Annotated in this window: 10 protein-coding genes; all 10 read right to left on the bottom strand. The window is 66.2% G+C overall.

The annotated features are described in order from the left end of the window. Nucleotides 1-260: 260 nt before the first annotated feature. The 10 genes from AAFX79_07165 to pdhA all read right to left on the bottom strand — a co-directional run bounded on the left by AAFX79_07165 (nt 261) and on the right by pdhA (nt 13,268). Nucleotides 261-1,067, bottom strand: coding sequence for a formyltransferase family protein (locus tag AAFX79_07165; GenBank protein MEO1008329.1), 807 nt, complete (start codon nt 1,065-1,067; stop codon nt 261-263). Further along, the gene (locus tag AAFX79_07160; protein MEO1008328.1) at nt 1,064-2,014 is read right to left on the bottom strand and encodes a polysaccharide deacetylase family protein; all 951 of its coding nucleotides are present in this window, start codon (nt 2,012-2,014) and stop codon (nt 1,064-1,066) included. Before AAFX79_07160 ends, AAFX79_07165 begins: the two co-directional genes overlap by 4 nt. Nucleotides 2,015-2,035: 21 nt before the next feature. After that, on the bottom strand, nt 2,036-2,983 hold the full coding sequence (locus tag AAFX79_07155; GenBank protein MEO1008327.1) for a glycosyltransferase family 2 protein: 948 nt from the start codon (nt 2,981-2,983) through the stop codon (nt 2,036-2,038). Beyond that, the gene (locus tag AAFX79_07150; protein MEO1008326.1) at nt 2,980-4,359 is read right to left on the bottom strand and encodes a hypothetical protein; all 1,380 of its coding nucleotides are present in this window, start codon (nt 4,357-4,359) and stop codon (nt 2,980-2,982) included. Before AAFX79_07150 ends, AAFX79_07155 begins: the two co-directional genes overlap by 4 nt. Nucleotides 4,360-4,364: 5 nt before the next feature. Then, nucleotides 4,365-5,546: a Coenzyme F420 hydrogenase/dehydrogenase, beta subunit C-terminal domain gene (locus AAFX79_07145; protein MEO1008325.1), complete on the bottom strand. Its 1,182-nt coding sequence runs from the start codon at nt 5,544-5,546 to the stop codon at nt 4,365-4,367. A 103-nt stretch (nt 5,547-5,649) separates the two neighbouring features. Further along, nucleotides 5,650-6,483 carry a glycosyltransferase family A protein gene (locus AAFX79_07140; GenBank protein ID MEO1008324.1) on the bottom strand — a complete coding sequence of 278 codons (834 nt, stop codon included), beginning with the start codon at nt 6,481-6,483 and terminating at the stop codon, nt 5,650-5,652. A 16-nt stretch (nt 6,484-6,499) separates the two neighbouring features. Then, nucleotides 6,500-7,666, bottom strand: a complete 1,167-nt coding sequence (locus tag AAFX79_07135; protein MEO1008323.1) for a glycosyltransferase — start codon at nt 7,664-7,666, stop codon at nt 6,500-6,502. A gap of 463 nt (nt 7,667-8,129) precedes the next feature. Beyond that, the gene (locus AAFX79_07130) at nt 8,130-9,185 is read right to left on the bottom strand and encodes a polysaccharide pyruvyl transferase family protein (protein ID MEO1008322.1); all 1,056 of its coding nucleotides are present in this window, start codon (nt 9,183-9,185) and stop codon (nt 8,130-8,132) included. 250 nt (nt 9,186-9,435) lie between these two features. Continuing rightward, nucleotides 9,436-11,805: a hypothetical protein gene (locus tag AAFX79_07125; GenBank protein ID MEO1008321.1), complete on the bottom strand. Its 2,370-nt coding sequence runs from the start codon at nt 11,803-11,805 to the stop codon at nt 9,436-9,438. A 362-nt stretch (nt 11,806-12,167) separates the two neighbouring features. Beyond that, complete coding sequence (gene pdhA, locus AAFX79_07120; GenBank protein ID MEO1008320.1) at nt 12,168-13,268, bottom strand: pyruvate dehydrogenase (acetyl-transferring) E1 component subunit alpha; 1,101 nt, start codon at nt 13,266-13,268, stop codon at nt 12,168-12,170. Nucleotides 13,269-13,304 lie beyond the last annotated feature (36 nt).

The raw sequence follows: 13,304 nt of genomic DNA, 5'->3' as shown, positions 1-13,304 counted from the left end.
TCTTTGCAGATGAGGATGCGTGAAGTGGCCGGGACCAGCCACGAAAGCTCCCGAGCCACGAGGTCGGACCAGCCGCACCGACGTTCGGAATTGGTCGGCACAAACCAGGAGTTGAGATCGGTCGGACCGCGACGCACGCGAATTCGGTCGACGCCATGGTTCTCTATCCGGAGTGGTGTGCTCCGGGCGCGCGGGCGCTCAGGGATATTCTCGGAGGCCACGGGCACCACGCTGCCCGTACCTGCACTGCTCGGACGCCTTCATCTCGCTGCACGCCGCCCGGTGCGCAGCGACCGAACAAAGATCCGCGCTCTGACTTCGGCACTCAGGCCCCGCATGAAGGATCTGTACTCCCTGCCGGTTGCGAGATCCTGCTCGATCGAGGACACCTGCTCTCCAGCCACGAGTTGCCCGACGACCTGCGCGTAGATCTGCGATCCGGCTATCACGCACTCGGCAAAGGCCGAGTGGACGCACGAGACCCGCTCCAGATTGGCGCGAGAGGTCTCGAATAAGCGGCCGCCATCGAGCCTCGAGGTGCACTGGTGAACGCTCGCGCCGAGCCACTGGGGCTCCCTGTTCGCCAGGGGCCAGAATGCACAATCCGCACCCCGGTACCGAGGCGACACGCCGGTGTGCATGTTCAGTGCAATCACCCGGGCGTGCCCCAGGACAACATCGGGGACGATCGAGGTTCCGTACACCAGGAGCAGGTCGGGGCCGAGCCGCTGGACCGCGGTAGTCGCGGGCTGCCCCCGCCACGACTGGACGGACGAGGCCGCGACATCCGCAAGGCTGTCCGAGCAATCGGAACCCAGCCGGGACCGCAGGACGGCCTCTCGCCGCGGAGCATCCCGAAGAAGCTTCAGCAGGCACTTGCGGCATAGCCGAGACACCTGGACACGAAGGGGCAGCTTGGCGAATCGATGCCAGCGCCGAGACGGCCCGCCGGACTCGAGGATGATGACCAGCTCCGGGCACACCTCACGCAGCTTCGCGGCCACGTAACGGTGCTCGAGACCATCGCGCGTGAGCAGCACCACCGTCTGGACCGGTTGGGTCGTCATCGGTGCGCGCCCTTTCGGATGGCATCGCGGCACTGCCGAATCCTGGGAAGCCACTCGATCCGCTTCCTCAGGCTTGAGACGGGATCACGGACCAGGCTCGTGCGGTACCACGCACCCGCCGTGGGCGCGGCGCGATTGCGCACCGAATGCACGAGGAAGACATCGCGTACGCCCTGCCTATCCAGGGAATCAAGGATGGCGGGCGTGGCGTCCTCGCGGGAGCCATACGGGACGCTGAACGCGTCGGCGTATCCCGATAGCTCCGTATGCACCAGTTTTCCCGGCGTCCCTATTTCGAGGTCGAAGTCCGCGGCATCGAGACATCGCATGTGGGGGTGGCTGTGCGTGTGGTTGCCAAGATCGATCCCGTAATCCTTGCACGCGGCGAGGTCTTGGAGGTCGCAATAGACGTCCGAGTCCATGATGGCCCGTGCTTCGGCGATCGCGGCGGCACCCACCAATCGATCGATCAGCGACTGCCGAGATCCGTAGGAGAGGCCCGACACCCTTGCCCCGACTAATTCGCCGATGGTCTCGGCGGGCGCGGAATCCGGCGCCACGAACGATGACGCCGTCCGCAGGCCTCGGCATGCCGCGATCAAGCACAGCAAGTTATCGAGCAGCGGACGCCGATCTACGATTGGGGCGCTATTCACGAAGAACAATGCCGGAACTCCGAGCTTCTTCAGGATCGGCCCGGCAACACGCGGGACGCTCCGATAGCAGTCATCGAAGGTAATCAGGAGCGGTGGGCGTTTCCTGGTTGCAATGAGATCGAGTTCGCCGGAGCGGAGCTGGGCAAGCGAAATAGGCGTGTAGTGCTCGCAGAACCACTCGATGTGTTCCCGGAACAGCTCCACGGGCGTGCTGACGCCGAGGCCCCGGACCGCATCACCGGGGTCCGAGCAGACGTCGTGGTAGAGGACAATCCGTGGGATCAGCGCCATGGCTCGTGTACTCGGCTCGCGCTAGGCACGCTCGAACGCGCCCCGTATCCATGTTCTTCGCGAAACCCAGACGGTGCGCCACACCTGTGCGGAGAGCTTCGATGACGGCCGCGCGAACGCGGCCACGCGGTGGGCAAGCCAGCGTGATAGCGGCCAGCAGGCGAGCAGCACGAGTCCCAGGGATCGGTGCGCGGGGCGAAAGTGGTGGCGGATCAGCAGGGCCTTTGCGGCGAGCAGTCGCTTGAGCTTGTCCGCCCGCACGGTTTCGGATGCGCCTCCGTGGTGCACGATCTGGGCAGTGGGCGTGATCATGGGATTGGCCCCGAGCCTGCGCGCCCGATAGCACAGGTCGGCCTCCTCGCCGTACATGAAGTAGTCCAGATTGAAGCCGCCGAGCGCATTCCAGAACTCCGCCTTGATGAGCAAGCAGCACCCGGTGACGATATCGACGCTACGCGTATCTCGCCGGTCCCACCCGCCGATGGCTTCGGGGTTGAGCACCCGTGATCGCGGGAACAATGTGGTGAGCCCGACGACGCGGGACAGCAAGCTCCACAGAGTCTGCCGGCCCCAGCACGATCCCGGATTCAGCGAACCATCCGCATACACCGTGCGGCAACCCCAGATGCGTGCGTCCGGATGCGCGTTGGCGAAGTCGAGGAGCCGATCGATGGCGTGGTCGAGCACCACCGTGTCGGGGTTGAGCAGGAGCAGGTATTCGCCGCGGGCGTGCCTGGCCGCCTCGTTATTCCCACCAGCAAATCCGACATTCTCGCTCGACTCGATCAGCCGGATGCGATCACCGAACTCGTCGGCGAGCGCCTCGTCCGAGCCGTCATTCGACGCGTTGTCGAGCACGATCACCTCGAATGCGTCGGTCTCCGCCTGCTCGAACACCGATCGCACGCACGCAAGCGTCATCTCGCGGGTGTTGTAGCTGATGATAAGGATGGAGCACAGTGGATTCATGGCGCGACATCGGGTTGCGGAGCTCTTGGTGCAGGCCGTGGCGAGCGAACCGGTGGGTTCTTGGGCTTGCCAAAGAATGCCGGATCGGCCATGCTGGCTCCAATGGCCAGCGTTATGTACCAGAGATATTGGATCTGGCCGAAGTAGCTGACGCCGATGAAGCAAACGCAGTGCACGAAAACGGAGGCGCCAATGCCCCACAGGAGCATCCGATCCGCCTTGTTGCGCGCCCTGGCCTGAGCATTGGCGATGGAGCGTCCGACCAGGTAGATCAGCGCGATGAAGAGCCCGAGCCGCCACATGCCGCCGCGCACGCCCTCGAGTATGTACTGATTCGTGACGTCAAACAGGCCCCATCCCCAATGCCCCGTGGAAGGAGTGCCGAGCAGCATCCACTCGGGGAAGCGGTGGATTGCTCTGTCGATCAGGTGGTAGCGATGCCAGCCGGTTGATCCGCCGACTGCCGAGACGCGGCTGATGAGATGCCACACCGGGGCCTGCATGACCATGTGCAGCCCGGCAAGCACGAACGGCGTTGCGATGAAGGCGTACCGCATCAGCCCGCGAGCGGGCCACCAGAGCCAGAAGAACACGCCCGCGGCAAATCCGAGCACGGGCGTGCTGGAGGCCGAAGCCACGATGATGAAGACCGCCGACAAGGTGCCCGCGGCGAAGATCCAGCGATCCATCGGCTTGGCCTGCCGCGCCAACGCACCACCCAGCGTGAGCGCGCCGATGGCCGCCCAGAAGACCCCCGCCAGGATGGGATGGGAGAATGCACCCTGGCATCGGAGCCTGCCGTCGCGGATCCACGTGATCTCCCGGACGCCACCGAAATAGGCAAAGAGGTTGCGCTGCGTCGAGAGCTCGAACGCGAAGAGCACACAAACGGGAATGGCGATGAGCGCGACGCCCCTGGCGAACGCCCGGAAATCGTCCATGTTCTGGATCATGACACGGGCGACGAAGTAGGCGCCCAGCGTGTCCACCGATTGGCCGAGCACGTAGACCACGGCGCTCGCTTGGGCCTGCTGGAGCACGTACACGACGGACGCGGCAACGACCCACGTGGCGTACACGCCATCGATGCGATTGAAACGCATCGCGAGCAATTCGCTGCGGCACAAGACGCGTGCCAAGCCGACGAGCGCCATGAGACGAAGCAGGGTAAAGTCGGCGCCAAGCACGGCGATGCGTTGCGCGGACGGTATGAAGCAGATGAGGATAATGAATGGCACGATTGCCGTGCGGCGCGGGGCTAGAAACATCCACAGCGAGAGAATGCCCAGCACGACCAGGGCCATCGGATGGACGAACGTGGTATCCTGCCACGCGCGTTGCGGTGTTGTCGGGTCGGACGCGATGCTGGCCAACATACTGGTCATGGTGTTCCGGAGTCGCGATCCTCGGTGATCTCAATAGGATGCCGTAGGTGCTTGCGAATCACGCGCTTCGCGGTGCCGGTGAAGGATCTCAACTTCGAGAGGCCGCTCAACTCGCTCCACCAATATCGAAACAACTCGAAGCCGCGGTAGCGGGGCACGGCCGCCCCCATGGCTCGCAGCACCAGCAGCCGCGCCCACAGGCCGCCTCGCGTCTTCAGAAGGTTGGGCTGCGATCGGGGCAGCAGCGTCGGATCGTTGGTCTCCAGCGTGATGTAGCCGGCCGCGGCAGCCGCGTGCACGATGTCGCGGCCGCGGCTGGTCCTGGCAATGATGAGAGACTTGCCCGGTTCGCCGGGCTGCACCGGGCGGTACCAGGGGTCGCCTACGGCCACGTCGGCAAACTCGCCCGTGTGGTCGGGGCAGATGTAGCAGCGCCATTGCCGGTATCGCTGCAGGAAGTCCCAGCTCTCGGCGTAGGTCCGCTGCTCGGTGCACTCCCTGCCCTCGCTGTCGGTCCACGTCACGGTCCACATTCCCGGCCAGCCCTTGCCCCTATACCGTAGAGACGTGACCGTCTCGGGATCGTCCACGCCTACGTTCTTGAGCAGTTCGAGCGTGCCCCTCGTGGAGGGCGCTCCGGCGCAGAAGAAGGCTATGACCAGGCCCAGATTCTGATCGAGCATCGGACGGAGGCTGCGTGCGCGCTGGACCGCCGCGGCGTCGCACGGCTTGCCTATGAAGACGCTTGGCTTCTCGGCATCCTCGATGCGGTGCAGCGAGTCGCACGGGCTGGCCGGCGCGTACCGCGAACCGGTGTGTTCCAGGAGCGAAGTTCTTTCCGTGCTGTACACCGTCTCGTTCAGATAAGCCTTGTCCCTGCGTGTCGCGGTGTGCAGCACGCCGCCCATTCCCCCCCGCTCGATCGCGTAGAGCGCCAGGGCCGTGGCCGCGCCGCCGCTGGAGCCCGCGTGTCGGATCTCGGCATCACTGGCGAAGCCCTCCCACACCTCGTACACCGGGCCCCACGCGTCGGTCAGCTCGTGGACGAGCTCGGCGTCGCCCGCGCCGAACGAGTGTTGCAGGCTGGCCCCCGGGCACACGCGCAGCGCGTCGCCGGTTTCCTCGGCCGCTCCCTCGACCAGGAAGGGCCTGCGCCCGAACTCGACCGCGTCGCCCATGCGGAAACGCTCGGGCTCCACCGCCGCGCACGCTCCGCATCCCGTGCAGAGCTGCATGGAGCACACTTGGTCAATTGTGAGCACGGGAAGCTTCATCGTGTCGCTATTTCGTCCTGTTGGATGAAGGGAGGACGCGTCGCACGCGACGTCGCAGAGCTGCCCGCCACGGGGCGTAGTATCGGGGACTTGATGGCAGCCTCTGAAGCTCTTCGGCCGACCGGCGCAACCGGGCATCCCAGGCCTGCACCGTGGTTGCACCAAAGTTCCGGGCAGACAGGGGCAGGAACTTCTGCAGGTCGTCATCGGTCCGGATGAGGGTGTGCGGTGCCCGCGGGTCGTCCATGTGTTCCTGCCAGAGGAATGGGTAGTACCACCCGTTCGTCCAGCCCGCGAGGGCGACGCGCGTGAGGTAGCCGGTGATCCCCGATTCCTTCTCGCGTAGAAGACCGATCCTTCGCACGCAATCACGCTTCAGCAGAAAACCGCTTCCCTCCACCCATGGGTGCACCAGGATCTTGTGCGTGCCGCGAAACTCCCTGATCTTCTTCTGGGCAAGCTCGGGGCGGAAGTCCTCCGGCATGAACCTCCAGCAACCGATCGCTCCGAGTCTTGGCTCGTCTTCGTGGGCCTTGCGGAGCACCTCGAGCCAGTTCACGGGAACCAGGCAATCGTCGTCCACCTTGGACACGAACTCGCCGTCCGATTCCGAGAGGAGCCAGTTGGTGGGGTCACGAAGCTTGCGGTTCTCCTCGCTATGGCGGAAGCGAAAGACACGCGGGTGGTCGCGGAACCCCGAGACAACCTCGAGCGTCTCGGGATCGCTGCCGTTCTGCCAGATCCAGACGCGGACCGACTCATCGCAGGTCTCGAGGAGACGCGAGAGCGACAGCCGCGTGTACGGGGCTCGGTTGTAGGTGATCATCAGGATGTCGATCATGGCTGACCCCACGCTATCACCGGTGCCCTGTATCGGAGTTGCTTGAGGCTGCGCGAAGAAGGACCGACTCCAGCTTCCGGACTTGGCCCTGCGTATCGAACACGTCCCGCATTCGCGTCGCCCCAGCCGCGCCCATGCGCAGCCGCAGGTCCCCATCCCTCATCAGCGTCGAGATCGCCCTCGCCGTGGCCTGCACGTCGTTCTCCTCGGTCAGGATGCCCGTCTCGCCCTCGCGAACTTGGTCGCATATGCCGCCGCTCCGGGACGCGACAACGGGAAGGCCCGTCGAGGCGGCTTCTGCAACCGACACGCCGAAGCCCTCAACCCACCCGTCCGGAGATGTCAACGAATGATGCACGAAGATGTCCGTGCCGGCCATCTGTCGATTGACTTCGCTCGAATCGAGAGAGCCGAGGAAGCGTACTCGATCCGAGAGACCCAACGCCCCGGCGAGTTCTTGGAGTTCGCCTTGCTGGGGTCCAGTGCCGACGATCCGGAACTCCCAGGCCGGCAGGTCGTCATCGAGTGCAGAGAGCGCACGGAGCACGACCTGCACGCCCTTCCACGGCACGAGGCGCCCGACAAATAGAAGCGTGACGCAGTCGCCCCGGGCAACGCGATCGACAAAGGGAAAGTCCGCCACCGGTACGCCGCAGGGAATCAGGTGAATCCTGTCTTCAGGAGCACCCATTCGGATCAGTCGATCCCGCTGGTGAGAACCGACGCAGACGACCTCGGCGAAATCGCAGATCTTGTTCTTCAGGCTCCACCTGTACCAACGGTTGTTGAGACTCGAGGTGATGTCCAATCCGTGAAAGTGGGCTACGACGGGAATGCCAAGGTCGCGTGCGGCAGGCAGGACCCGCAACGCAATATGGCCGAAGTGTGCCAGCATGACCTCGACGTCGTGGTTCCTCAAGAACCTGCAGATCTGGCGTCGTTCCCCGCCCCTCGTACCGAAGAAGTTGCCCGAGCCGGCGTTTCGGGTTCGCCACAGCCACCGACCCCGGCCGTCGTTCGGTTCCTTCGGAAACGGGAGGCATTCAATCGGCACGGGATGCTCTTGCGGAGCGTCTGAATTGGGGGTCGGCCAGGTCAGGATGGCCGGGCGGAATGCCTCAAAGCCTCGAATCTGCCGGTCGATCCAGACCTGGGAGCGTTCGCCGAGCCTGGGAGCGACCACGCAGAGGCTGCGGTGCCCTGGGCTACTGCCAGACTCCCGTACTAGGTTCGGCACGTCATCGGCCTCTTTCGCTCAAATAGCGTCTTGTCCAAGGGGATGCACATGGAATCGCCCAGCGGACGTTGCCGTCGTGTTGAAGAGAGCGTGGCGCGACCGGTTCGGGCTGGACAATCGCATCGGGCAATCCGCTGGTATCTTGGTGTGATGCCCCGAGCGTACGACGCCGCCGCGGTCCGCATGGAGCTGCGGGAACAGCCGATAGCGCCTGAGGAACGTGTTGCCCGGATCCGACTCGACTACCTGGATCACTCCGCGGCAGGCCGAGCGGTCCCCGTTGCTGCCGATAACGTGGCGGGGAGCCGAAGCGGCCTTGGTGCTGCAAGCCGGGGGCGCCATGGAGGCGGCCCATCCATGGCCTGTTTCGGCGTGGCTCCGGTCGGGCTGGTGCGGCCCCGGCCATCGGTCAGCCGCGGCCCGCCGCGCTCGATGCCTCGCACGCGGCGGCCAGCCCACGGATGCACTCGGCGATCTCGTCCATCTGCCACTCGGCCGTGCGCAGCACGGGGGGGAGGCCCCGGGCCAGCTCTTGCCCCAGCTCCTGGCGGCGCAGATACACCGACTGGATCGCTTCGAGCGAGGCATGGGTGTCCAGTCGTCGCGGGTCGATCACCGCCTCGCCCATGCCACACCCCTCGAACACGCCCCGGGCCTTATCGCTATAGCTTGTCGTCGCGGTGGAGACGCCGCTTGAGAGCGCCGCGATGGTGGCGTGCATTCGGGTGCCACAGAACCATGAGCATCGGGATATCACCCACTTGGTCTGGCTGGCGTCCAGCGTCGGGGGCAGCACGTGCAGCCGGCCCCCGGCCATTGCGGCCAGTTCCCGGACGACGGCGTCGTTGGCCGCCGGGTCGCTCTCGGCCAGTCCCCGCGGGGCCAGGACGTGGGGGACCAGCACCACGTCGCCGTCGTCCTGCTCAAGAAGCCATCGCACGAGGGCCACGGCCAGCTCGCGATAGTCGGCCTTGAAGCCGTAGCGGTCCCGAGCGGCGGCGGGGTCGTTGTAGATCAACCCGCTGATGTTGACGCCGATCAGGGGCAGGCCATTGGTCACGGCGGCGAGGAGCGCGTCGGGAAGAGCCTCTTCGGGTGGTTCCGCCTTGGGCAGCAGGAAGGCGACGTCTACGCCCAGCTTGTGCTTTTCGGGGTCGAAGGCGTCGCCCAGCAGGTCCTTCAGGATTTCGAACGATCGCGCGTCGCGGGCCCAGGCCCGGGCGGCGCCTCGGCAGAGCCGGCTTGCGTCGTCGCGCAACGCGGAGTCCTGGAATGGACCGTACGTCTGCGGCAACAGAATCAGGGGTATGCGGTGCTTCAGCGCGAAGTTCTTGGGCTGGTTGATCGACAGATAGCGCCAGGGGCCATAGAGGTCGGTGAAGCTGTCCCCGCCCGAGATGTCGCAGAAGGCGATGGCCCGCTTCAGCAGCGAGGCGGCAGGATTGGGCGGGAATGGCACACGCATCGCCAGGCGTATGCGGGCCCAGGTGTGGGCATCCCACACGCGACGGCTCGTGCGGGCCCCGCAGCGGCCGATTCCATCGTGGTCGGGCGCTGCGCTCGTGCTGGAGTTGTCAAAGAGGACGACGGGCAGGTCGGGCAATCGGGAGCGCAGAGAAACGGCACTCGAGCGACCGAGTGCCGTGACTCCATGGTTGCTGGTGTCGGGAGCGGCACCAAAGACGCCGATATGCACGCTGCGCTCCCCTAGAGCCTCAATCGCCGCCCGGTGGATCGGAGCTCGGCTGGAGCGATCCGATCGAGCCACCAACCGGTATCGGCTGATTCCGGGCATCTGCCGGAGTGAGCGGCTGGACGATTCGCGCGTCGAGCACGCCCCCCGATCGCGGCGAGAAGTCGTTGCCCGACGGATTCAGGAAGAGCGTCTCATACGAGCCTCCACTCGTTGCCCCAGATCCGAGCGGCCCGCTGTTGAGGAAGTGGCTGTTCTGGAATGCCACGCTGCCCTCGGGATAGCCGGAACCAGGATAGGACACCTCTTCGAAGACCGAATTGCGAATGCTCAGATTGGTGACGGGCCGGCTGCCACCCGACGGATCGCCGGAACGGAACCAGAACGGCGTACCGACCAGCGTCGTGTTCCAGAAGAGCACGTGGTTCGAGTTTCGGATCCATTGGCCCAGGAGGCCGGTTCCGGCATGCCCACCCTCGATGAGCACGTTCACGAAGGCCGCGTTGTCGTGGCTCTCGTCGCCGCGGGAGAAGATCGTCTGCGCTTGCTGATCCACCGCTTCCAGGCCATACACGATCGTGTTTTCCTGGGACTCCGTGTACTGAACGACGTCGGCGTGGTAGCTCGCAGCGCCCTTCACGAGCTCGCTGGCGGTCGAGTTCAGGATCATCAGCACGTTCGTAAACGCGTCCTCTCCAAGCCGCGAGGCGCTCACGTTTCGGATGAAGCGAGCGTTGGTCTTGACGCCCACGCGTGCGTTGCGGATCTGCGTATCGGTGATGTAGAGACCCAGTTGCCACTCCGCGGCGCTCGGAATGTTGTGCAAGGACGTCAGGCCGCCGCCTTCGGCAACGCAGTCTTCAACCCAGAGCTGCGTCGGATGCGACGCCGATGACGTGTCGCCGGGCACCTGCTGGATGGTCAGGCCGCTGAGGTGCACCTTGTCGACGCGGAGTTCGCGCCCGCTCACGCTCGCAACGTCGCCCAGGATGACCTGGCTCGGATCGAGACCGGGGGCCGCGGCGATGGTGACCATCGCGGTCTCCGGGTCCGGGAGGGTGCCGTTGCGCGAGTACCAGTCGTGCGTTCCTTCAAGGAGGTAGACCGTTCCGCCGTCGATGGCACCAAATGCAGAGTCCAGCGCGCGCAGGCCGCCGTCGATCGTCTTCTTGGCGGTCGCCTCCGTGAGCCCGTCGTTGGCGTCGCTGCCACTCGTCGGATCGACCCAGCTGACTCGATCCCGCATCACGCCCGAAGCGTCCGCATGCAGGAAGAGCGAGTGGCCGCCGTGGGTCACCTGCAGGTTGTTTCCGGCGAGAACCCGCGCCTGCCCCGCGTCCCGCGGGATGACCCTCGCCCGCACCTCTACGGGCCCATCATCGAAGAGCGATGCGTCCAGCGCGGCCATGTACTCCCACACGCCCGTCCGCGGGTTGAGCGTCATGCTGGTGGAGGGCGTCCAGGGGCCTCCATCGGCGCTGAACTCCACGCGATCGATGCCGTTGATGTGGAACGCGACCACGCCGACGTAGAAGACCCCATCGAACTTCTGGAACGGAACGACGTCCCAGCGTGCGATGGCACGGGCGTCGTATCCGGCATCGCCGGGTGAACCCACGGGCCCCGGTGTCGCCGTCGGGCCCGAGAAGCCCCCGCCCGGCGTGAGCACCGGGACCGTGCCCGGGTCCGGCGGTGGCGGCGGCGGGCCGCCGCCGGGGTCGCCGCCGCCCGGGCTGCCGCCAGGGTCCACCGGGGGCGCAACCGGCCCGCCGCTCTTGGGCGAGCTCGGCGGCGGATCGGTGGGATCGATCGGCACCGTGGGATCCAGCGGCGGCACGCTGACCGTCGTCGGCGTCACGCCCGGGCCGATGGGCGTCAGCGTCACGGACGGCCCGCCGGGACTGGCGATGAGCTGGAACTTGCCTAGCGAGGGGTGCGAGATGGTCGAGCCCCCGCCCGGTTCGCCACCGGTTCCGCCACTTGGGCCGCTACCCGGACCACCAGTGGACCCGCCGGGGGTCTGCGGTCCGCCGCGGCCGCCACCCTTCATGTGGGCGGCGATGAGCTCGCGGAGTTCCCGGTCGGTGTACTGCCGCCGCACGCTCGAGAGCGGAGCCGCGGGGATCGATCGGCCCGGGCCCACGGCGATGCGGCTCGGCCCGGCCAACTGCCAGATCCGGGCCTCGCGGTTCTGCAGGGCCGCTTCTCGCAGGGCGGCCCGGAATTGGGCGTTCGTTCTGGCGCCGCTGTAGAGCGGCGCGGCATTCGGCCTCTCGGCGGCCCGTTCGCGGTCCTGTGCGCGGTTGTCCTGGTCCGCCAGCAGCATGGGCGTCATGGCGGCCATGGACGCCAGCACAAGCGTCCGCTTCGTGTTCCGTCGTCGGTCGAGCATCAGGTTCCTCCAGCATCCCCAGAACGACACTCGATCATCGGTTTTGGGCCTGGAGTGGGCAAAAAACCAAGCTCGCCCCCCCAGAATCCGTTGTCGCCCAGGCGCACCATCTGCGCTAAGCCGGACATCCGACGCCGCATCCGATGTGGTCCCGTAATCGAGTGGTGTCTGCGGGCGTCGCCTCGTGCGCGCCCGCCGGGGTGCGTGTGCGGTCGCCGGCACGCGCGTGCCGGTCCATCCCCAGCAAGGCCCAAGCGTACCGGTCGTGTCCAGCGGATCACGACCGTCGATGCGACGGCGGCTGTGGTTGGATTGGCCGGCGGGCCCGTTGGATCCGCGCTAGACCCGCGGATCGCAGAGGGTTAGAGCAGCGGGTTGGGGGCGCCCCTGGTATATTCCCTGTTCGGGCTGAGTTGGGGCTGAGGGTACACGAACACGTCCGAATACAGCTCCGCCTCGACGCCCGGTGCCTCGGCCTGCTCGGCGAAGTCGATGGCGTCCTTCACCTCGTCGCGGATCTCGGTCCGCATCGCCTTCCAGGCGTCCTCGTCGATGGCGTCGCGGTCGTTCATCAGGTGGTCGAGCAGGGCGGCGATGGAGTCCTTGTTCTTGAACTCCTCGACCTCGTCCTTGGTCCGGTACTTCTGCGGGTCGCTCATCGAGTGGCCCTGGTACCGGTAGGTGTGCAGGTCGACGAAGGCGGGCTTCTGCTCCTCGCGGCAGGCATCGACGACGGGCTTGAACTCGTCGTACACGTCGCGGATATCCAGCCCGTCGATCTTCACCGAGTGGATGCCGTAGCTCTTGCCCCGCTCGATGAGGTTCTCGTGGTTGGCGGTGTGCCGTCCGATGGCCGTACCCATCGAGTAGCCGTTGTTCTCGATGATGTAGATCACCGGCAGGCCGTAGAGCGCCGAGAGATTGAGGGCCTCGTGAAAGGCGCCCTGGTCGACGGCGCCGTCGCCCAGGTAGCACAGGCAGACCTTCTTGGATCCCGTGCCGAGCACCTCCCACTCGTACTTCGCGGCGAAGGCCAGGCCCGCGCCCAGCGGCGTCTGCGCGCCGACGATGCCGTGCCCGCCGTACAGGTGGTTGGGCCTATCGAACATGTGCATCGAGCCGCCCTTGCCCTTCGCGCAGCCGTCGATCTTGCCGAACATCTCGGCCATGCACGCCCGGGCGGTCATCCCCCGGGCGAGCGCGTGCCCGTGGTCGCGGTAGGCGGTGATGACCGGATCATCGGGGTTGGTGCAGCCGATGGTGCCGACGGCGCAGGCCTCCTGGCCCGAGTAGATGTGGCAGAAGCCACCGATCTTGGCGGCCTGGTACGCCTGCTGGGTCCGCGTCTCGAACTCGCGGATCAGCTGCATGCTGCGGAGCCAGCCCAGCAGCGTCTCGTCGGGCAGGGCATCGACGGCTCGCTTGCTGCCGGCGGGCGGGGCGGTCGTAGCTGCTTGCGCCATGGGGCCGATTCCTCTCGTGCACGGGTCGCACGCGGC

It is taken from the genome of Planctomycetota bacterium (genome assembly GCA_039819165.1).
GTDB lineage: Bacteria > Planctomycetota > Phycisphaerae > Phycisphaerales > UBA1924 > JAHCJI01.
This window is presented reverse-complemented; position numbering and strand designations above follow the sequence as displayed.